Source organism: Calothrix sp. UHCC 0171, from assembly GCF_034931845.1.
In the GTDB taxonomy this organism is placed as follows: domain Bacteria; phylum Cyanobacteriota; class Cyanobacteriia; order Cyanobacteriales; family Nostocaceae; genus Brunnivagina.
The window spans coordinates 52,646-74,884 of sequence record NZ_JAYGHN010000014.1; the positions used below are offsets into that span (position 1 = coordinate 52,646).

Below are 22,239 nucleotides of genomic sequence, written 5' to 3' on the forward strand. Positions count from 1 at the left end.
AAATTATTAGCGGCATGTTGACATTATGAACAACTATATTACCGCAGACCTATTTGCAGCTTTAAATGTTTTGGTTTTAGAATATATTAATATAGGTCGTTTCCGTGTAAGTGCTAGTATCCCTGCTTGGGTAAAAGATATTTGTAAGAGTAAAATCACATTAGGGATGGAAGTCTTAATTCCCCAGGAGCAATTTCCGTTCTTAGAAAATTTCTTGGTTGATGCAGAGGAATTTTGGCAGCGAAATGAGAATTTTCCGATGAAGTCGGGAATATGGGTAGAACAGAACTTAGGGGGTAAAGAATGTTATTTTGAAGCATCAGCCATTTGTGTTAATAATCAGAAAATATTAGTTATTAAATTATTAGATGAAGATTATATCGAAAAGTTTTCAATAATTCAACAAGCTCGTGTCAACAATTTAAATTATTATCAAATATTGAAAGAAAATCAAAAAAAAGAAATTCTCATTCATTGTATTATTCATGATATTGCCGGTCAACTCAGTGGCATAAATTGCTGTTTAGCCCTATTAGAATTAGAAAATTTAACCCCCAAAGGCAAGGAGAGATTAGAAATAGGTCGTAAACAATCAATTAAGCAAGAAATGCTAATTAGAGAAGTATTGGATGCATTTTCTGCGGAAGTGCGATCGTTTGAATCTTTTGATGTCGATATTAAAAATGCACCGAATATTTTGAACGTTATTCAAGAGGTAATCGCAATATTAACACCAACTTTTGCGCTGAATCACATGCAACTGCAACTAGCTGATAATGTTGATGTCAATGCAGATTGGAGAGTAATTGCTGATAAATCACGTTTAGAAAGAGTGATTTCCAATTTAGCTGAAAATGCTTTTCGCTATAGTCCCAGCGAGTCTGCTGTGGTGATTGACTTGCATCAGGATGATGATTTTATTCTTGTGCATATTAATGATCAAGGTAGTGGAGTACCACCAGAAATGATCGCAAGTTTATTTCAAAAGTTCTCTCAAGGAAAAGAAAAAACAGGTCGTATTGGTCTTGGACTATATTTTTGTCGGATTACTATTGAACGTTGGGGAGGTGAAATTGGTTACTCTCCTTTACCTGATGGCGGTTCTCGCTTCTGGTTCCGTTTGCCAAAGGTGAAAATTGGTTAATTTTTAATAAATCTTTACATGTAAATATCTATCGATAGAGCGATCGCACTCTTCAGATACCTCAAATTAAAAAAACTTCTACCTGTCGTTGGAGAGAGGCTTAAACCCAAGGAGGGATGCCGAAGATAGGCAATTTACAAGATTCTTAAGACTTAGGAGTTTTGTATTCCTATAGATAAAAAATTATAGCTTCGTGTAATTTTATCCCACCAAGTTTAAGGAATAGAGGAAAAAAATACGATGTTTCAAAGTATCACAATCACATGGGGATTAGTAAAGCCACCAATAATGTGGTTTTTGCAAACTTCGGTAGACACTACACAAATTTCACCAGCACAAACTTCAATATTTACTTCGGGACCTCGTTTTTTTGTGGCTTTAATCGCTGGTGTTATTCTCGCTTTTGCAATTCAGTTCGTTTTAACTAATCTCTCAGTTGCGGCGGGGATTTCCTATTTAGGACATACTGCCGATGCTGATTCGGGTCATGGGGAAACTGGCAGTTTTGGCGGTACAATCCGTAAAATCGGTACTGCTGTGGGCTTGTGGACTGTAATCACCGTCACTATTGCCCTGGCGATCGCTTCTTTTTTGGCTGTCAAACTCAGCTTGCTCATACTTAGCCCTAGTTTGGGGGCAATTCTGGGTTTAGTCATCTGGGGTGCTTATTTCTTGTTGTTAGTGTGGGTAAGTTCGACTACAGTCGGTTCCTTAATTGGAAATGTGATCAATACTGCGACTTCTGGTTTCCAGGCAATTATGGGAACAGCTACTGCCGCAATGGGTGCAAAGGCTGTAAATAATCAAGTTGTTGCAACTGCGGAGGCGGCGGCGGCGGCATTACGTAAAGAATTTGGTAGCGCCCTTGACCCGATGAGTATCCGGGAGAATATTGAGGATTACTTGGAAAAGGTTCGCCCACAAGAATTAGATGTCAACAAAATTAGGAGTGAGTTTGAGAATATACTCAGTGACCCGGAACTGAAAGCTGTCACCAGCACTGCTGATCTCAGTAGCCACGTCAGTCGCGATCGCCTGGTGAGTTTGGTGAGCGATCGCACCGATTTATCGAAACGGGATGTGAACCGGATTGCTGATACTTTATATACTGTGTGGCAGCAGGTTGTCAGTCAACAATCTCGCAATCAAGGGGGACAAGACCGGATGGGTGAGTTGGTTGATTATCTCAAAAATCTCAAACCGGGACAGAGTAAAACTGACGAACTCAATGCCAAATTGGATAGTTTGATTGCGGAAATGCGATCGCAACAAAAAACTGACCACAAAGCAGCAGAAAAAAGTCCAATTCAAAGCACGTTGCAACAGGGAATCTCGGCACTGACGGGGATTGTGTTGGGAAGAACGGATTTATCAGACTTTGATGTCGAAAAAATTCTGGAAACTTTAAATCAGGCGAAAAATAAAGTTACAGAACAAGCCGATAAGTTAGGTATTCCTACTCCAAAACAACCCTATAGCTTAATTCGGGCTGATGTCGAAAATTATCTGCTCAATACTTACGCTTGGCAGTTAAGTCGCGAAAAAATTGATCGGGAATTTCGTGATATTATTTATGACCCCGCAGCTGACCCCGCCCAGGTGCGCCAAGAGCTACAACTTCTGTCTCGCAACGATTTTGCCAATATTTTACACCAACGAGGATTGTTGACTCAGAGCGAAATTCAGCGTGTTAGCGACCACCTCGAAGCCATTCGCCAGGAAGTTTTACTTAGTGCGATCGCTGCTGAAGAACGGGAAATTAGCTATGCTTTACAGCGTCGAGTCGAAAGCTATTTGTTAGTCACTCCCCCATCAAGTTTGACTCCCGAAGAAATCGAGCAAAACTTTAAGCCGTTGTTGACAGACGCAGATGCCGATTACGAAACCCTCTCACGCAGGTTAAGTTTAGTTGAACGTCAACAAATGCGCGAGATTTTACTCCAACGCAACGACATTCAGTTCCCGGAAGTAGAACCAATTCTCGACCAGTTAGAAAAACAACGCGATCGCGTTTTAATTGAGTCGAAAGGGCTGGCGGAACAAGCTCAATATGAAGCAGAGACGCTGTGGCTGAATTTAGAGTCTTACCTGCGGAATACGGGGAAAGCCGAACTCAACCCCGATGGGATTCGTGCTGATATCAGACGCTTAGTTGATGACCCACAGGCGGGAATGGCTGCAATTCGTGCCAGACTCTCTCGTTTTGACCGCGATACTTTAGTGAAGTTACTTAGCCAACGCCAAGATTTAAGTGAAGCTGAAGCAAATCAAATTATTGATAATGTGGAGCATACCTGGCACGACGTTCAACATGCACCTAAAGCTGTAATTGATCGAGCTAAGGAACAATATGATACAGTTAGCACCACAATTGCTGATTATTTACGCAATACTGGCAAGGATGAATTGAATCCCGAAGGCATTCAAAGAGATTTAAATCGACTGCTGCAAAATCCTCAGCAAGGTTTAATTTCTCTGCGCTATCGTTTATCACAATTTGATAGAGATACATTAGTACAATTACTGAGTCAGCGTCAGGATTTAAGTGAGGAACAAGTTAACCAAATTATTAATTCGATACAAACCTCGATTCAAGATATTATCCGCGCCCCTCGGAGATTAGCCGCTCGAACACAGGAACGAGCGCAAACATTCCAAGCATATTTGGAAGAATATTTACGGGGAACTGGGAAGGAAGAGTTAAATCCAGAAAGTATTAAACGCGACATTAATTTGTTGTTGCATGATCCTAGAGTGGGAATCGAAAGTTTTTCCGAACGACTTTCCCATTTCGATCGCGGTACAATTATTGCCTTACTCAAGATTCGCGAAGATATTACTGATACTGAAGCTGAGCAAATCGCTGATAATATTATCTCGGTACGGGAGCAGTTTGTTGAGCAAGTTCGCAACATTCAGCGACGGATGCAAGATGTGATTGATGGTATTTTTGCCCGCATCCGCAATTACTTAAATTCTTTAGATCGTCCTGAATTGAACTACGATAGCATTCGCCGGGATGTGCGGCAGTTATTAGATGATCCCCAAGCAGGTTTTGACGCTTTACGGGACAGATTGCACTCTTTTAATCGCGATACCCTGGTGGCGATTATGAGTTCTCGTGAGGATATTTCTCCCGATGATGCCAACCAAATTATTGATCAGATTGAACGGGCACGTAACAATGTGTTGCAAAGAGCCGAACGGATTCAAAATGAAGCGCAGCGACGTTTAGAAGAAGTAAAACATCAGGCACAGCGTCAAGCTGAAGAAACGCGCAAAGCTGTAGCTAGTGCTGCTTGGTGGTTATTTGTGACGGCTGTGGTTTCGGCGATATTTTCGGCGATCGGTGGTGCTGTTGCGGTTATGTTTGTATAGCTAGCGGTTTCTCGTAAAGTGTTCATGAATTGATTTGTCGAGAACCAAGACTTGGGGGATTCTCCCCCAAACCCCCGATTGGGGGACGGTTGCGTCCCCCAAGCCCCCTCCAAAAAAGTTGATCTGTTTTGTTTTGGGTAATTGATTTGTCTAGGGATTATTTTTGATTGCGATATCAGAAGATATAATATCAGATTATACAAAAGGCGTTTCAATCCCTGATAGGGATTATTTTTGATTGCGATGCACCAGCAGCACTCATTATAGTTTGTCTAGCGGGTTTCAATCCCTGATAGGGATTATTTTTGATTGCGATTATTTTGAGCCAATAGATCATAGTTATAAACTTGTTTCAATCCCTGATAGGGATTATTTTTGATTGCGATAATTGTTACAAACTATTGACAAAAAAATAGAGGTTTCAATCCCTGATAGGGATTATTTTTGATTGCGATAACAACTAAACTCGGCAACCGTTTGCTTATATTGTTTCAATCCCTGATAGGGATTATTTTTGATTGCGATGTAAAAAGTATTATGCGGTTGGTTACTTTTTTGGGGTTTCAATCCCTGATAGGGATTATTTTTGATTGCGATGCTATATCAATGTCTTCAGGGATTTTTCGGGGTTTGTTTCAATCCCTGATAGGGATTATTTTTGATTGCGATCCTAGTCCCGACTTGATTGCAATGATGTCTTTTTGTTTCAATCCCTGATAGGGATTATTTTTGATTGCGATAGAAATACGGGGGCGACCATGTTGCCTACATTGCGTTTCAATCCCTGATAGGGATTATTTTTGATTGCGATTCAAATGCCGCGATCGCATCTTTAATTTCTTGCCTGTTTCAATCCCTGATAGGGATTATTTTTGATTGCGATGAAACCAAAACTCCAACTTCTCTTAAAGAGGAAGGTTTCAATCCCTGATAGGGATTATTTTTGATTGCGATTTGTGAAAAAGCAGAGCATCTACGCAGTAATTGGGTTTCAATCCCTGATAGGGATTATTTTTGATTGCGATCAGAGTTAGATGCACAGTTAGCTAAGTTATCAGCACGTTTCAATCCCTGATAGGGATTATTTTTGATTGCGATCCTAGCATCAGCTTTAATTTCAGCCGCAAGCTTTTCCGTTTCAATCCCTGATAGGGATTATTTTTGATTGCGATTTGATGCTGCTTGTTTGCTCTGAATCCATCTTTGTTTCAATCCCTGATAGGGATTATTTTTGATTGCGATTGTGGCTTCTCATGCGCTGGCGAACCTTGTTTCGTTTCAATCCCTGATAGGGATTATTTTTGATTGCGATCATCCCGCGTGGCGTTGGGTGTATGGGATGATCGCGTTTCAATCCCTGATAGGGATTATTTTTGATTGCGATAGAAAAAGCCCGCAGTATCGGGGCAAACCTACCGCGTTTCAATCCCTGATAGGGATTATTTTTGATTGCGATTCAAACATCTATTTGGTATTAATGAGTACCCTGTTTCAATCCCTGATAGGGATTATTTTTGATTGCGATAACCTGGTGACAATTTGCATACTATGACTTCTATGGAATGGGTTTCAATCCCTGATAGGGATTATTTTTGATTGCGATTACTCTTTACCTTTGGATGAAAGTGAAGAAATTTTAGGTTTCAATCCCTGATAGGGATTATTTTTGATTGCGATGCGAGTCAAGTCCTCACTAAGTATAAATACTCAGTTTCAATCCCTGATAGGGATTATTTTTGATTGCGATTTATAAATGGGGAGTTGAAAAATTACAAGAAGTATTCGTTTCAATCCCTGATAGGGATTATTTTTGATTGCGATAGAATGGGCTGCTAATTACATAGAAAAAGACTGGGGTTTCAATCCCTGATAGGGATTATTTTTGATTGCGATGCAACTAAAGATACACCATTAAAAGGATTTGGAGCGGGTTTCAATCCCTGATAGGGATTATTTTTGATTGCGATTCAAAACCATAGCTAGCAACGGCACTTTCCCCGCAGGTTTCAATCCCTGATAGGGATTATTTTTGATTGCGATGCATTAATTTTTTCTGATCTAAAATTCAAATTTGTTTCAATCCCTGATAGGGATTATTTTTGATTGCGATGCAGTCCGTCAATTATCACAATTTGATGTAGAAGGTGTTGTTTCAATCCCTGATAGGGATTATTTTTGATTGCGATTTACTGGTAAGAGTACATTGTTAGACCATATTATGTTTCAATCCCTGATAGGGATTATTTTTGATTGCGATATACAATTCCATCTTTACTGGGCATGTCAGTTGTGGTGTTTCAATCCCTGATAGGGATTATTTTTGATTGCGATACTTCTGTAGATATAGACACCTGTCCAAAAATTGGTTTCAATCCCTGATAGGGATTATTTTTGATTGCGATGGCTCGCCACAGAACATTTACTGTATTTAGTTTTCAAGGTGCAGTTGCGCTAACTCTATTCAAAATACTGTTTCAAGCGATCGCTTGTCAAGAGCAACCCCAAGAACAAAAAACTGAAACCCATATTATAGAAAAGCTTTCAAGAATTGCGCCAACCTCAAAATAGGGAGAAATAGCTCAAACCAAGACAGAATCAACAATTCAGGTACTAAATTTGGCAGACAATTTCCAACACCCACAGGTTAGCGCAAACAGCTAGCAAATATCAAGCAAAAAATATTGTATTATCCCGTGGCATTTCACCGCCAATACGCTCAACCTTTGGTTGGCAGCAAGCACAGAGGGAATAAAAACGAATGCTATCTTCCTTGGGTTTTATCACTTTAGAAAGGCGCGATCGTAGTTTAGCATACTGAGTATCGGTCAAATCACACTCAAAAACAGAATACTGCATCCACTGCCCATAGGACTTAAGAATCTTATGAATTTTAGTACGACGTTTATCTTCAGGAATATCGTAGGAAACAACAACAAACATCATAAATGAAGGATATGAGGGATAAAGGGTAGTAAAGCTTATGAGAAATAGTCGCGCAGGGAGAAACCCGGTTTCTCATCAAAAAGTTAGATGATGTTCGATACTTAAATCCAAGAAACCGGGTTTCTTTAGTCTTAAGGTTTACTTTATACATAACCTCTAAGGATATTTCCAGGAAATAATGTACCGAAAATTCTTGTAGTGCGGGCATCTTGCCCGCTACAAACGCAAAGAATTGGATTAATTTTCCAGCTTTAAGATAAAATTCTTGTAGTGCGGGCATCTTGCCCGCTACAAACGCAAAGAATTGGATTAATTTTCCAGCTTTAAGATAAAATTCTTGTAGTGCGGGCATCTTGCCCGCTACAAACGGTTGAATTTACAGAAAAAGCGGCGATTTCCCGAAAATTCTTGTAGTGCAGGCATCTTGCCCGCTACACCAACAACAAGATGGGTAATTTTCTCAAATCACCTAAAGGTTAGTAAAGCTTATGAAAAAAACTGACGTGGATTTAATGGCGGCGGCTTTGCACAGTCCCAAACCTAAAGGTTAGTAAAGCTTATGAAAAAAACTGACTATTACTTCATAACCAAAGGTGGATATTTATCAGTTTCTCCCATGAGATATTTACCTAGCAAACGTGCTTGTATCTCAAAAGTCTCTTGGTAATTTTTTTGAATTCCCAAGACAGGATGCTTAAACTTTGATAACTTTTTTTCTTGATACAACTTCAGAAATTCATGTAATTTTTCCTTCGTCAAAGAAACAGCATTGCTAACAGGTTCTGTAACAAAATCAGATGGCTTAAAAACTTTCCGATTAATTGCCCCAAGCACTAAAGAATCAACAATCAAAGGACGAAATTCTTCCATCAAATCTAAAGCTAAAGATGGTCTACCGTAACGTTCGGTATGTAAATATCCCAAATATGGGTCGAAACCAACAATATTTAATGCACCTTGAATATCGTGACGCAGCAATGAATATCCTAAACTCAAAAGAGAATTTACGGGGTCTATTGGTGGACGGCGATTGCGATTATTGAAACTAAAATAATCAACGCGAATGAAATCATTAAAATAGCCGAAATATGCTGCACTACCAGCGCCTTCACAGCCCCGGATTGAATCAATTGTAGTTGATTTTTCTAAAGAAACTAAAGAACTTTCAATTTGATTAATCCCTTTACTAGTATCAATATCGGGATAATTACGTTGAGTTTTTAACAGTGAATTACGATAATTTTTCAACTTACCCCTAACAAAACCTTTCGCTACATGAATAGCTTGAATTGACTCACCAGCAGCTTTCCACTGAGCCGAACGAAGGAAGATATTCTTACTCATTTCTGGTTCCAAACGGGCTATATATTTACCATTAACAGTGAGAAAAGTTAGAGAAATTTTGTTTTGAATAAGTTCTGCGATCGCGGCTGGTGAAATACTTGCACGTCCCATCACAACCACACCATCAATTTTCAACAAAGGGATATCTAAAATCGTCTTTTTATCAAATTTTACATTCAATCTTTCATCAACCTTGGCAATAAAAGCATCTTCTTGAGTAATGTAAACAGTACCCATAAATCATCTCCAAATTTTATGAAAAAGTAAGTAAAACGTAGTAAAAATCAAGTTAAAAATTAGCAAAAAATTGCGTTAAAAATTATCTCAACCAACCTCACAATATTTGCTAACCTTTTCTGCCAACTTGGGCAAGCATTGCTCATACAAACTACAACCACGACACCTTGGACTATAAACCGCTTTTGGCATTGCTCCAGTCTCAATTAATCTTGTCACATCCGCAATCGTGTTAATAGTTTCCCGTCGCAACTCATCAGAAATTTCTACCAATTTTCGTTGATGAGTCTGAGCATAATAAACATACCCATTTTTGATGACTTTTCCCGTCATTTCCTCCAAGCACAAAGCTTGAGCGCAAACTTGTAATTCATCATTATCCCATTCACCTTTATTTCCTCGCTTATATTCAACTGGTATCCATTCGCCATTTTCTAACTCAATCAAATCCGATTTTCCAATTAATTGATATTTCTCCGACTTCAACCAAATCGCTGTCACTTGCCAAGTTTCCTCTCTGTTTCCTTCACCTGTTGTATGTACCCTGTCATGTAAACTTGTTCCTTCAATCGTATATTGATTATCAGTAAACTCACCGATACAAAACATCCGCCAACAGCGATGGGAACAATAGGCATATTGATTTAATGCCGCAATGGAAATATATTCTGTCATGGGTTAATTATTGCTAGTTGTGATTATTTATTAGTGAATTATTTATTGGTTATTGCTGATTGACTATTAGTTAAATCTTCCGCATTTGACTGAATATTTCTTCTAAATCCTCCTCAACATTCCCATCCCCATCGGTGTTTTTCGCCCCACTCCTGCATACAAAGCGAAATCAGCAAGAGCATTAACTTGTTTAATTAATTCAACTTCCACATCACCCATAATCCGATAACTAATCTCACCAACACAGCCAATAAATTTACTGCGAGAATCGCTAGCAATTTCAGTATTGATGTTAAAAAAACTCGGAAAAATTGACTCAATCCAATCAGACTTAAACTCCATCCCACTATATTTATTCCAGCGTTGCAACAAACTCTTAAACACCGAATCCCTACTAGGTAAAGCAGTATCGTAACTCCCTTGACGAAAAGCAGTAGGTGTCGCCAAAGTAAAATTAATCGTTTTTTCGCTTTCACTGGCGCGATCGTATAATTGAGCATAGGAACAAGCATTTGCCCAAGGTTGCGTAGACTGTGGAGTACCAAGAATGCTAGTAATAAATAAATCCGCAGAACCAAGATGCCAAGGTTGTTCGGGGTTCATATTCAACCATAGTTGCGTTAGTTTGCTAAATAAGGTGTCATCGAGTAATGATATTCTCCACCAACAAGGAGTACCAGGGGGAATAGGTTTTTGCTGCTGATATTGTAAAACATGACTTTTTCCAGCTTCTCTGCGTTGTCGCATTCCCTCATCCATCTTGACTTGCAAAGGAGACAGAGTAAAAGGCTTATCTGCTGTAGAATCATGTAACTTATCACCGAGAGTGCGATCGACTGAACTGATAAGATTGAGGAATAAGGCGTGGTAATGTCTCCCTGTAAGATAGTTGGGGTAGATGGGTGATTGGGGAATGAGGTTGAGGATGAGACTGTGGGGCATAAATTTTAAAAAATTAGATAAAAACCTGGAAAAAGCTAAAAATTAGGAGAAAAACTGATGAAAATTGATGATCGTAGTGTTGCGATCGCACTAACCGAGAAATTAAAAGCCAGCTTACCAATGAAAGTACGTCCCGGAAAGCAATTTTTGCGAATGTTAAAAGAAAAAGGAGAAATTGCCAATCCTGACAAAGAATATGAAGTTAACTCTGTTCTTTATAGTGGTGATGATGGTGGAATTTCCTGTGCTTTAAAATCCGATGCAACAGATACTACAGCTTATGTTGTTTCCATAACTCACTTAGAAATCGATTCTAATCATCCCCTGGCAGCAGAATTAAAAGAATATCAAAAGCAGCGTACTCGCAAGTTATTTTTACAAGATAAAGGTGGTTTCGCAAAGGAATTTCTAGCAAATCAATCTGTGAAATCTAAAAAACGTAGTTCTGGTTTTGGAAAGTAGTTAATTACGAAAATGGTATTGTTTGCTGAGTACATAGATGAAACAGATTAATCAGTCTCATTTTTCACCGATTTAGTATAAGTGATAATTGCTGATTTTTTATCACTTTGCTTACATAGTAATTTCTCATCAAAATCATGGGATTTTAACTTGATAAATATACCAGGAAGCTTAACAAAACCCAATTCTTCATCATAATCGTACTCCTGTTTTCCATCATATATACAAGCACCATCAATATTTTTGTGAATTTCCACTACGATATCTTTAGAGTATGCACAACCCCAGCCTAAATCTCGCTGTAAATCCCAACGTGTAGTTTCTGGGTTGTAGCAGATTTCATAGATGTAAGTATTTGAAAAGTCATTTTCCTCATGTTTGATTAATCGGTCTAATGGTACTGTAATTGTATGAGATTCTTTACTACCTTCTTTGTAAATTAGGGAAGCTGAAGGTGTCCAACTTCGAGTAATTATTAAACCTTTTTCGTGTGCATGTTTACAGGTTAAGTCGGCATTATAAACATAATCATGTAGCATTGAGAAAAGCTCAACTACGCGATAATCATCAACTTGTTGTGAAACAGAAATACATTCAGCAATTTTCTGAGTATCAAACTCTTTCAAGGATTGAAGAGTTTCTTGATAATTCTGCCATCCAAGTTCATCTAAACTGTTAGCAAATTCAGGAATAGAGTTTCCTATAACAATTACCTCCGCATTATCAATATTACCTTTGCGATTACAACGTCCTGCACGTTGGATTAAGTTTTCTGGAGGGCAAATTTCCGTAATTAGAATTTCACTATTCAAATCACAACCAACTTCTATGGCTCTAGTTGTGATGAGAATATAAGGTAAGTTATCGGTATCGCGTTTTTGTAGTTCTTGATATATTCTTGGTCTAATTTGGTCAGCAATACGACCATGATAAAGGAATAAAAAACGCCCTAATTCATCAGTATTCGCACCTAAATAACTTTTAACTTGTCGATAAATTTCTACTGCATCACCGACTCTTTCGACTACTACAATTAATTTACAATTTGGCTTTTTTTTCCATTTTGCTAAAACTAGTTGAGAAAAATAATTTTGAAATGATTCTGGATTTTCTGAATCGCGTTCAATATTATTTATCCATTCAAAACTCTTTTGATTAGGATATTCTTGCTTTAAGGTAGCTTGCTGGAATTGATTAAGAGATTGATATTTTTCAGGATTATCTATATAATCTATTATTTCTAGATAATCTAATCTCTGTAAATATTCTTCAGGCATTGTCGCAGTCATTAAAACGATGGAACGTCCTGCTTCGTAAAGTGACTTTACCAGACTGTGAAAATTAGTAAATGAGATTTCATCATAACTATGAGCTTCATCGAAGCAAATAAGTGTTTTTTCTTGATTAATTCTCAATGGGAAGGTAAATGATTTTTGTTTATCACCAAATGCAAAGTATCGGTAGAGAAATTTATCAATTGTTGTGAGTATAATATCTCCTTTATACAAGTGTCGTCTTACATTTTTTGTCCGGGGTTTAATTTCTTCCCCCTTTTTATAAACCCAACGATACATTTTTGAACCCGTATCTTCCACAAGAGAGACTTCTCTATCTCTATAAAGCCTGGAGAATTCCTTTAAATACTTTTCTATCCTTTGCTTTTGGTCTTCTAATAAACTACGTGCTGGTAAAGGTAAAATAAGACGATAATTTGATGCTAATGCTGGAAATACTACAGACTCAAATTTCCCCGAACCAGTAGAAGATTTAAGTAAAATAGCTGGATGTTTATCTAAATCTTGGCTGTAAATAGCATCAAACATTTCAACCTGCATTGGATTGGGAGTAAAACCTCCTAGTTCACAATAGAAATCTTGAGCATTCCAATTTTTATTTTCCATTCTGGAAGGATATGGTTTGAGTTCGATAGTTTTAATAATAGATTCTTCCGGTTTACCTTCCTTATCTTGCCACCATGTTTTGACAATGCGATCGCATGTTTTCCCCAGTGCTTCTTCTCGATTATCTTTAATGCATTTATCTAGTTGAGATTTATCATCTTCACTGGGTTGCATTACCCAAGATTTAAAAGTCAGTTCAATTGGTTCTATACTCTCAAATACCCAAGGGTCAATAAAGTATGTTGTTTCGCTAGACTTCTCTATTGTAAAATCCATGAAAGTACGAGACTCTGCTTGCTTTTCATCTTCAAAAATTCGACAAGCCAACTCAGCTTCTATTTGGTCGCACATTTCTAAGATATATAATTCACGAGCATAAGCTAGTGGTTCATTAGTGAGAATATCTTTATATTTCTCATCTTTCTTCAGTTCATAAGTAGCAGTACAAATATCATGAACTGAAAAATCATGATGTCCAATAGCTAATTTTTCTGCCCATTTATCATTACTTTGAGCTAGAAAACGATGTCCTCTAAAAGAGTAAATATATTTTTGAAATTTTCCTGCTTTCGTTTCTCCTCTAATTTCAAACTTTTGAGGTTTACCCATATCATGAATTTTCGCTGCTTCTACAACTCTTTTCTCAGACTTATCTGAAAAACCTTCTTTTTTCCACTTTTTGGCTAATCTTACAGTATTACCAACATGATTGCCTAGAGGTTGAAATAATATCTTTTCTGGAATTTGATTTTTTTCATCATTAGGAAAGAAAACTCTACCAAAATTAAAAGAATATTGACGTTGATTTTTAAGCATAAACTTCTCCTTTGAGCAAATTAATCAGAGACACAGGAATGTTTATTTCATTGCCATCTGTATAGAAATCAAGAATCGGAATATAATTACTTTCTGATGCAAAATATGCTGTAACAAATGGAATAAAATCATCGACTTTTGTAGGTTGATTATCTAGAAATCCTTCTGGTTCTGATTGAGTATTTACATCACCTGACCATTTGTGACGATAAAGGTTGTAGATATCACATCCACCAACAAATTGGTTACTTTGTAAGAAGTTTTCCATTGGCACAATTGTTGAAGGAAACTTTGGAGATGTTTCTTGGTGTAATTCAATTATTTCCGACACCTCTGTGACGATTGCAAAACCTTCTTTACCTAGTTTGCAACCATAACCTTGTAGTCGCTGAAAATGCTCTAATCCATTGGATGAATCAGCAACTACATAACCAACTAATTCTTCGGCAATGAAATATTCCCAGGTATGTAATTGAAAATTAGCTTTCTCTTCATCTATATACAACCGTGAAAATATGTCATGGTTGAATTCTCGCATCCCTTTACGAAAAGTACGATGAACTCCACTAAGTTTTCCTTTAACTGGATATGCACCTAATGCTAAATAATTAGGTGGTAAAGCATAAGTTGGTGGATTTTCGTTATTAACACGAGTTTCAGGAATATCTAAACCAACACTCATCATTACAAGTCGTCGTAAAAACCCTGATAGAGTTGTTGGAGGCACAAAGGGATAGGTTGAAATGTTAAGAATTGACCCCGGCAGGATACGAAATGTCATCGCTGCCGTAGGTTGAATAGTAAATTGGAGGCAGTACATAAGTTATTCGTGCTGCAAAATTTCATCAACAAACTGACTGGAATATTCCTGCAATTTTTCTAAAGCAGTATCACCAATCCAGCGCTCAAAGTGGGATTCTTGAATATAAGTGTTTGTGTCTTCAGGTTTTTTTGCAAGTCGCATAAATTCTTCAACTGCTAATTCTGGATTTGTAATTGTAGGGGATATTACAGGACGTTTGCGTTTGGGTACAAGATATCTATCTACAATTAATAATGGTTGATGGTTGGTAGATTCAGCGATCGCAATTCCTTTGGGATTCCCAGAACCAATCCGGGGTAAAGCATCTAGAAAAGCATAAGCAACAGCAGCAAACTCTTTATCGGTTATGCTCAAAGCATGATTTGACACGGGGTAAAGAATTCCTGGTTGGTTATATTCTCGCTTAAAAGGAATTGGTTTCTCTTCCTTTTTAGATAAGTCATTAGAAATAATTGCAGGATGCATTGCACGTTGTTTTTCTACTGGATATATTTCCTGTACTGCAACACCACCACCATGTGTTACACGACCAATTAATGTTTTCTTTCCTGCTATTAAACCACCATATACAGCACAGATAGGACAATCAGGTTTAGCACAGGTATTAGGAATACCACAGTCCTGTTTATCACCTAATAATTGACCTGTTGTCACTGGTGCCCAAATCAAACAGCGTCGCTCAACTCCTCGTCTTTTAGTAGGGGAAAGATAGCATTTTTCAATTGAACGAGGTTCTGTTGATATTTCATCTTTGATTTTGAGTTTTACTGTCTCGACTAAGTTGACATTTACCTGTACTTCATGACCAAAATAAAGTTCTTGAGAACCTTCAAGAATTGCGTAAATATCAAAGTGTAAGCGAGGGTTTTTAGCGTCAGTTTTAGGTAATCCAGTTGCCATGATTATTGTTCCTTGGTAGATTTTTGCTCGCGAACTAGTTCGGGAAAGCGTGTGTAAAGAGAAAGTTTAAGATTATAGGTCAAATCCTTCCAGCCTTTTTCTTGAGAATATTCACTGGTAGATGCAAAATGCTGATAAATCATTAAAATATCATCAGCATATATATTTAGATAATATTGACCTTTGTCACTTTGTTTTTCTCTATCCAATATTTCTAAATCTTGTAGTAATTTCTTAGCTTTTTCGTAAATGAAATATTTATCTCCATCTTTATATAAAATTCCTTGAACAGTTTTTTTATTTTCATCTCCTAACGTAGCGTAATAACAAAAAGCAATAGCATCATCAACCTTTTCGATTAGTTTACTTACCTCCCTTTTTACATAATCATTCCCCTTATTAGCTTTTTCTGCCGTTTTTTCTAATGAATAAGCAAATGCATACGTAATACCAGTTAATGCAGCAACATCATTATATAATTTGGCTTTTTTGGCTAATTGATTATCTGAATCCATATTTACTCCTTTTACTTTTAAATCATTTTGTATTGTCTGCCAATACATTTCACGAATTGCTTCTAGCTGGTATTTATTAGAGATGCTAGCAACTTTAGTAAGTGTATAGTCTGCTAAATAAGGTAAATCTTTCTGTATATAGCGAATTGCATCACCTAAAGTCAGATTAACTTCTTTGCCAGCATTAATAATTTGTTGACCATAACTTTCCATCAAACCTTTAATAAATATTAGATGCCTACTTTCAATAACAATATTTTGAGAACCTTGAGTAATTAGTGAAAATTTGAAATCAGTCAATACCTCCACAGGAAAAATTGAAGCAGCTTTTACTAGTGCATACTGAATTTGACCCATTTTTTGGGATGCTAAATCTCCTGTATTTGTTTTATCAGAAGCCAGAATTAAATAACGACCAGCGCTTAAATGCATTTCTTTATTTGTTAGCATTCGCAGATAGTCTTTAATTTTTAGTTCAGAAGTGTTACTATTATCCGCAGATTGAAGCTGCAAAATAATACTTTCATCTGTAACCTTTAATGGTGATGCAAAAGCTAATGCAGAACAAGAAGCACAAATATGTGGTCTACCTTCACTTGATGATGATTGACGACGTTGAGAAGGACGCTCAAACATAAATCTGAGAACTTGCCAACGTGCAGTTTTAGGGTCGAGTTTAACACCACAAGAATAACAAAATTCCTTACTCTCATCTCCAGGCGATCGCGCTTCTCCAAAAACTACCTGTTCGGTCAATAATGGTGGTGGTAATGGGTCGTTAGGTTTATTTTCGACTAGGCGATACATTTCTGAGATACATTGGGTAAAAATATCGCCACGAGTCGAATTTATTTGGTCTGTTGCCGTTTTGGTAAAGTTTTTGGAAATTTTGCGGATATCTTGAAAGTTCTCTGGATGATTTTGCTCATCTATCTGAATAAAATCGAATGGGCTGTCTCCAGATTGTTGAAATAATTGTAACTTATCTCGAATGAATTCTTGAGAAAAAATCAGTTTTTCTTTGAGCTTTTCTTGCTGTTTTTCTAATTTACGCTGTTCAGCTTTAGATAAATTCCCCTGTGCAAATTGAGTTTCTAATTGAATCAACTCTTGCCAAGCAGTATTTTGTTCTTCTAGGCTTTTAATAAATGACTTTCGGAAATATTCATTATATTTTTGAGCTTCTTTATTCTGCATTGCTTGCTTATCTTGCAGTTCTTTGGTTTTAGATTTTTGTGTTTTTTCATCTAAGTCATTTTTTCCCAACTCCTCTTGTAACTTGTCTATCTGTACTTGTCTAACTTCCTGACGCTTTCCAACATCTCTTATCACTGCAAAGTAGCAAGCTGCTAATACATTTGATTGTTCTTGAGTTAAAACTGGTACATCCAAGGTGCTAAAACCTCGTCCAGAAAGAGTTACAGAGTTTAACATTTGAATAAATGTCTGGACTAAACCCGATAGCTGATATTTAGGGTAGCCATAAGCAGAAAAAGCAACTTTTTTGAGAAACTCTTCCCAAAGTTCTGTAAAGCTTGCTATTGGCTTATTTGGGATGAAAATTCTCACATGGCGATCGCTTTCATCAAGTACGGTAATTTTGTACTCTTTTTGTAGATATTCTAAAAATCGGTCAATTGTACTTTCAGTAGACAACCTTGCTTGTAACTCACCTGGCAAGGGAGATTTATAGAGAATCTGGATTTTACCGATTTCTTTACCCTGGTAGATGACTTTATTTCCCTGATATTCAAGTAATAAGGTAGTTTCTGAATCGCGATCGCACTTTGTTAGTCTGAACTCCCGCTTTAATTTCGGAGAATCAAATTGTTCGATAACTGCGATCGCTTCCGGTTGAATTGCTAAGATTGCGATTAGTTGCAATCTGTTTGCAGATATGACATCAGCGACTAAAGCACTGGTCAATATCTGAATACGTTGTTTATTAGTAGTCATTTGATTAGATATCTGGCTCAATTGGTTGATATTCCTGAATACTGCCACTTTGAATTACCCACAATTTGCCTATAACTTCCGCTTCCTCTACTCCCATAATTAAAGTGTCTATCGCTACTCGTAAATCATCAAAATTATGGTGAGATGGTAAACGAATCACGATAATTCCAGCATAGTTAGCAGGATTATATTTAAGACGATTGCCAAAACCTCTATCGTTAGTTACTAAACACCTACGCTCAGAAGTACAAATATTGATTAATTCCTCGTCAGGAGTTTAAGTTAAACCCTGTTCTTTAACTGTTGCTACATCATGTCCTGCAAAACGTAACCACGTAACAACCCGCACACTACCAAGATGCTCATCCAGTTTGATTTTCACTTTTTTGTTGTTTCCTTATTTGTCCCTATGGGAATCTCAACAAAATAGCCTTTACTCATCTCTGCACCATAGGCAATACAAGCTAAAATATCTTCTCGCTCAATACCTGGGTATTCTTCCAAAAGCTCCTCAATACTTACCCCCCCCGCTAAATAATCCAAAATCATCGATACCCAAATTCGATGTCCCTTAATGCAAGGTTTACCAAAGCAAATGTTGGGATTGATGGAAATTCGAGCAAGTAAATTATCGCTAGTCATAACCTTTTGCCTGTCATGGTTTTCTCTAATCTATCTTGATTTTTGAGTTTCTATTTTTGAGTTTCTACTTCCCACAGCGAAAAGCTGCGAGGAGGGTTTTCCTCTGGGTAAATTTTTCCAGAAAGGTTATTAATCTTGTATACAGTTACAATAACTCTATAGAACAAAATATGTCAATAGTGTAATTACAAAAAATCGATGCCAAGGAAAAAAACTACAATTACACTGTCAATCCCAGATGGTACTAAGGAGCAACTGGAAGAAATTGCCCGTAGTTTGGGTATTTTCTGGGGTAAAACAACTCCTAGTATCTCTGGATTGTTAGTGGCGATCGCACAACAAAAGCCAGAGGTTAACAAGCTGTTTACCTTAACTTCCGAGCAGGTAGCAGCACTACAACAAGCATCGCGAATTCTCGTCGATACTGGCTATGTGATTGAAGCACAAACCCTTTTAAGCTTGTTATTGGCACAGGGAAACCTGGAAACACCACTATATCAAGCATTAACCCAGCTAATTAGCCATCAAGGAGTGAATTGGCGATCGCAAATCGATGACTTTCAACAACGTAAGCAACCCTTTAAAATCGGCTATCGTAATGCTCAAGGAGAGATTTTAGAATTTACAGCCCGCTATGCAGAGGTGTCTTTCCAAGAAAAGCGATTTTACCTTACTATTTGGTGTAATGAGACAGAAGATATCAAAAATCCCGATTTTCCCGAACTCATCCACAATCGCTGTTTGCGAATGGATCGAATTACTCATATGGAGGAAGTGCAAGGTCAATGGCGCGGTGAAGGATTAGATTTTATTAAAGTGTACTTGCACTTTTCAAAGGGACTAGCAAAAGCTTATGAACCCCGCAGCGAAGATATTGACAATCGAGTCATTGGAGATGTGCGTCAAGTTGAAAGGAAAGTATCCAATCCCTTTTGGTTGATTCGGGAAGTGTTGCGGTATGGTGAGGATTGTGTAGTAGTATCACCAGAGAATGTGCGATCGCTCATTAAGCAAAAAATCCTGACTTTGTGCGATTTGTACGATATTGAAACCAGGGATTAGCAAGTAACTGAATCAAGATGCTGGAGATTTGCAACAATCAATAATATTGATGTCCGCAAAATACCTACTATCTCCATGAATCTTGACTTTCTAAGTACATCTATCCCTGATACTGCCGTTTCCGTTGCTGGTTTAACTGAATATATTCAGTTGCTTCTGGAAGAAAATGAAATTCTCCGCCACATCTGGGTAATTGGTGAAGTTTCTAGTGCAAATAATCACCGTGTGGGGTTATTTTTTACACTCCAAGACCCAGGTGGTGGTGCATCAATTAAATGTGTTACTTGGAAAAGCCAAGTTCCCAAATTGATGCAAATGCCTAATCAGGGGGAACAGGTAATTATTTTGGGCAGCATTAGGTTGTATCCTTCTCGTGGAGAATACCAACTTCAGGTGTGGCAAGTTTTACCTGCGGGGGAAGGTTTGCAAGCTCTGCAATATAAGCAACTCAAAAGTCGCTTGGAGTCAGAAGGGTTATTTGCTGAAGAGAGAAAGCGCAATATTCCCCTACATCCCCACACAATTGCTGTGGTTACTTCTCCGACGGCGGCGGCTTGGGGCGACATTCAAAGGACTTTACGGGGAAGGTATCCAGGGTTATATGTGTTGTTTTCCCCGGCAGTGGTTCAGGGGGAGGAAGCACCCAATTCTATTGTCAAAGCAATTCAAAGGGTGGAAAAAGATGGACGTGCGGAGGTGTTAATTTTATCGCGTGGTGGAGGTGCAGTTGAGGAATTGGCTTGTTTTAACGATGAACGGGTGGTGCGGGCTGTTGCGAGTTGTAAAATTCCGGTGATTACGGGTATTGGACATCAACGGGATGAGTCTTTGGCTGATTTAGCGGCTGATATATGTGTGCATACACCAACTGCGGCTGCGGAGCGGGTAATTCCAGCACTGACGGATTTGTATAATCAGCATTTAAATCGGATTGATGGTTTGTTTGATACGGTACGTTTTTTGTTGGGGGATGCCGAGGATAGATTACAGGATTTAAGAAATCGTTTGCAGAGGGTGGGGTTAAATAAACAGCTTTCCCAGGAGGTACAGAAGTTAGCTTGGAAGCGTCAGAGGTTATTGCAAGCGACAGCAGGGAAGTTGCAGCAGTCTCGACAACATGTGGAAATGTTGCGACAGAAGTTAGTAACTCTCGACCCTAAGGCGGTTTTGTTGCGGGGGTATGCGGTGGTAAGAAAGGAAAATGGAGAAATTGTGCGATCGCAGTCACAATTATCTATAGGGGAGGAGTTGTCTGTGCTATTGGGGGAAGGTAATGTGAAGGTAAAGGTAATTGAGTAAATGTTGGGGAAAGGGAAGAGATGGTTAAGGGTAAGGCTGGGAAGAAAGAAGAAACTTGGAGTTATGAGGGCAAGGTGAGGGAAATTGAGGAGATTATCGCCAAGATTGAGGGTGGTGATTTGGATTTGGCGGACGTATTTGAGCAATTTGCCACTGCGGTGGAGGGTTTGAAAGAATGCGATCGTTTTTTGCAGGAACGTCAACAGCAAGTGGATTTATTGATTGAAACTCTCCAAGATGAATGATATCAAGTCTGTCTCAATAATTAGGATAAAACTGACGCGGAGATGGGGAGATAGGGTGACTTGGAGAACAATCAATTACAGTTGAATTATTATTTAATTAATTTTGCTCTTTATTAATGATTGCTGACTAACAACATCTAAATTTTGAGAGAATCAGGAATTATTATTTATGACTTTATCTATTGAACCAACATCAACACTAAGTTTAGATGAGTTTTTAAAGTTGCCGGAAACAAAACCTGCTAGCGAATATTTTGATGGGGGAATCTACCAGAAACCTATGCCACAAGGACAACATAGTACTTTACAAGTTGAATTCGCTTCTACTGTAAATCAAGTAGGAAAAGCAAAAAAGTTAGTTTATGCATTTACAGAATTACGCTGTACTTTTGCTGGTAAATCGATAGTGCCAGATATTGCTGTATTTGAATGGCAAAAAATTCCTCTTGATGAGAAAGGCAGAATTGCGAATAAATTTGAAATTGCTCCAGATTGGGTTATTGAAATTCTGTCACCTGAACAATCTGCTAACAAAGTGATTCGTAAAATTCTATTTTGCCTGCAAAATGGGACAAAGTTAGGTTATTTTCTTGACCCTGATGATGAATCAATTACTGTTTTTCAACCGAATCAATTACCAGAAGTAAAGGATAAGCAAGATATTTTACCTGTTTTGGATGTTTTACAAAATTGGCAATTAACAGTGGAAGATGTGTTTAATTGGTTGAGTTTTGTTTAGCATCTAAAGATTATGAATTTGTGAAAATACATAAATTTATACAGATGGTTTCATGTAAATGCAGTCACGCCTCTCTCTGTATTCAATGAAAACGTACACTGCTATATATAAAAATTAAGCAGCTTTCGATTCTCGGCTTTTTTAATAAGTTGGGAATGTTAATTTTTCAGCCCGGTTAACAAATAGTCACAAAACAACCTAAACTTTGTGATGGTG

At 37.8% G+C, this 22,239-nt stretch carries 17 protein-coding genes, 1 pseudogene and 1 CRISPR repeat array; of the genes and pseudogenes, 7 read left to right on the forward strand and 11 right to left on the reverse strand.

Annotation, left to right across the window (positions count from 1 at the left end):
• Positions 1–25: 25 nt before the first annotated feature.
• Complete coding sequence (locus VB733_RS12950; protein ID WP_323340473.1) at positions 26–1,144, forward strand: HAMP domain-containing sensor histidine kinase; 1,119 nt, start codon at positions 26–28, stop codon at positions 1,142–1,144.
• 240 nt (positions 1,145–1,384) lie between these two features.
• Complete coding sequence (locus tag VB733_RS12955; protein ID WP_323340474.1) at positions 1,385–4,522, forward strand: MFS transporter; 3,138 nt, start codon at positions 1,385–1,387, stop codon at positions 4,520–4,522.
• Between the two features lie 208 nt (positions 4,523–4,730).
• A CRISPR array of direct repeats spans positions 4,731–6,924; the repeat unit is 37 nt; unit sequence GTTTCAATCCCTGATAGGGATTATTTTTGATTGCGAT.
• A gap of 265 nt (positions 6,925–7,189) precedes the next feature.
• Here VB733_RS12955 and cas2 read toward each other — a convergent pair.
• The 4 genes from cas2 to cas6 all read right to left on the reverse strand — a co-directional run bounded on the left by cas2 (position 7,190) and on the right by cas6 (position 10,663).
• On the reverse strand, positions 7,190–7,462 hold the full coding sequence (cas2, locus tag VB733_RS12960) for a CRISPR-associated endonuclease Cas2 (RefSeq protein ID WP_323340541.1): 273 nt from the start codon (positions 7,460–7,462) through the stop codon (positions 7,190–7,192).
• Between the two features lie 579 nt (positions 7,463–8,041).
• Positions 8,042–9,046: a type I-D CRISPR-associated endonuclease Cas1d gene (cas1d, locus tag VB733_RS12965; RefSeq protein WP_323340475.1), complete on the reverse strand. Its 1,005-nt coding sequence runs from the start codon at positions 9,044–9,046 to the stop codon at positions 8,042–8,044.
• 87 nt (positions 9,047–9,133) lie between these two features.
• Entirely contained in the window at positions 9,134–9,721 is a 588-nt protein-coding gene (gene cas4 / locus VB733_RS12970; protein WP_323340476.1) for a CRISPR-associated protein Cas4, read from the reverse strand.
• 102 nt (positions 9,722–9,823) lie between these two features.
• Entirely contained in the window at positions 9,824–10,663 is an 840-nt protein-coding gene (cas6, locus tag VB733_RS12975) for a CRISPR-associated endoribonuclease Cas6 (RefSeq protein WP_323340477.1), read from the reverse strand.
• 57 nt (positions 10,664–10,720) lie between these two features.
• On the opposite strand from cas6, the gene VB733_RS12980 reads away from it, so the two are divergent.
• Positions 10,721–11,125, forward strand: a complete 405-nt coding sequence (locus VB733_RS12980; RefSeq protein WP_323340478.1) for a hypothetical protein — start codon at positions 10,721–10,723, stop codon at positions 11,123–11,125.
• 47 nt (positions 11,126–11,172) lie between these two features.
• Here VB733_RS12980 and cas3 read toward each other — a convergent pair whose 3' ends face one another.
• The 7 genes and pseudogenes from cas3 to VB733_RS13015 all read right to left on the reverse strand — a co-directional run bounded on the left by cas3 (position 11,173) and on the right by VB733_RS13015 (position 18,678).
• Positions 11,173–13,842 carry a CRISPR-associated helicase Cas3' gene (cas3, locus tag VB733_RS12985; protein ID WP_323340479.1) on the reverse strand — a complete coding sequence of 890 codons (2,670 nt, stop codon included), beginning with the start codon at positions 13,840–13,842 and terminating at the stop codon, positions 11,173–11,175.
• A complete protein-coding gene (locus VB733_RS12990; protein ID WP_323340480.1) occupies positions 13,835–14,662 on the reverse strand; it encodes a hypothetical protein in 828 nt (275 codons plus the stop codon). Before VB733_RS12990 ends, cas3 begins: the two co-directional genes overlap by 8 nt.
• A gap of 3 nt (positions 14,663–14,665) precedes the next feature.
• Positions 14,666–15,565, reverse strand: a complete 900-nt coding sequence (locus VB733_RS12995) for a hypothetical protein (protein WP_323340481.1) — start codon at positions 15,563–15,565, stop codon at positions 14,666–14,668.
• Positions 15,566–15,567: 2 nt separating this feature from the next.
• A complete protein-coding gene (locus VB733_RS13000; protein ID WP_323340482.1) occupies positions 15,568–18,036 on the reverse strand; it encodes a hypothetical protein in 2,469 nt (822 codons plus the stop codon).
• A gap of 4 nt (positions 18,037–18,040) precedes the next feature.
• Positions 18,041–18,298 (reverse strand): annotated as a pseudogene (locus VB733_RS13005) (DUF5615 family PIN-like protein); the annotation flags it as partial.
• Between the two features lie 15 nt (positions 18,299–18,313).
• Positions 18,314–18,418, reverse strand: a complete 105-nt coding sequence (locus VB733_RS13010; RefSeq protein WP_323340483.1) for a DUF5615 family PIN-like protein — start codon at positions 18,416–18,418, stop codon at positions 18,314–18,316.
• Positions 18,415–18,678 (reverse strand): DUF433 domain-containing protein, encoded by a 264-nt coding sequence (locus tag VB733_RS13015; RefSeq protein WP_323340484.1) that lies wholly within the window; start codon positions 18,676–18,678, stop codon positions 18,415–18,417. The genes VB733_RS13010 and VB733_RS13015 overlap by 4 nt, the downstream gene beginning before the upstream one ends.
• A 198-nt stretch (positions 18,679–18,876) precedes the next feature.
• Here VB733_RS13015 and VB733_RS13020 point away from each other — a divergent pair, with 198 nt between their 5' ends.
• From VB733_RS13020 to VB733_RS13035, 4 genes are all read left to right on the forward strand, one after another.
• Entirely contained in the window at positions 18,877–19,740 is an 864-nt protein-coding gene (locus VB733_RS13020) for a helix-turn-helix transcriptional regulator (RefSeq protein ID WP_323340485.1), read from the forward strand.
• 75 nt (positions 19,741–19,815) lie between these two features.
• Positions 19,816–21,039 carry an exodeoxyribonuclease VII large subunit gene (gene xseA, locus VB733_RS13025; protein WP_323340486.1) on the forward strand — a complete coding sequence of 408 codons (1,224 nt, stop codon included), beginning with the start codon at positions 19,816–19,818 and terminating at the stop codon, positions 21,037–21,039.
• Positions 21,040–21,059: 20 nt separating this feature from the next.
• Positions 21,060–21,284 carry an exodeoxyribonuclease VII small subunit gene (xseB, locus tag VB733_RS13030; RefSeq protein ID WP_323340487.1) on the forward strand — a complete coding sequence of 75 codons (225 nt, stop codon included), beginning with the start codon at positions 21,060–21,062 and terminating at the stop codon, positions 21,282–21,284.
• Positions 21,285–21,453: 169 nt separating this feature from the next.
• The gene (locus tag VB733_RS13035) at positions 21,454–22,023 is read left to right on the forward strand and encodes a Uma2 family endonuclease (protein ID WP_323340488.1); all 570 of its coding nucleotides are present in this window, start codon (positions 21,454–21,456) and stop codon (positions 22,021–22,023) included.
• Positions 22,024–22,239 lie beyond the last annotated feature (216 nt).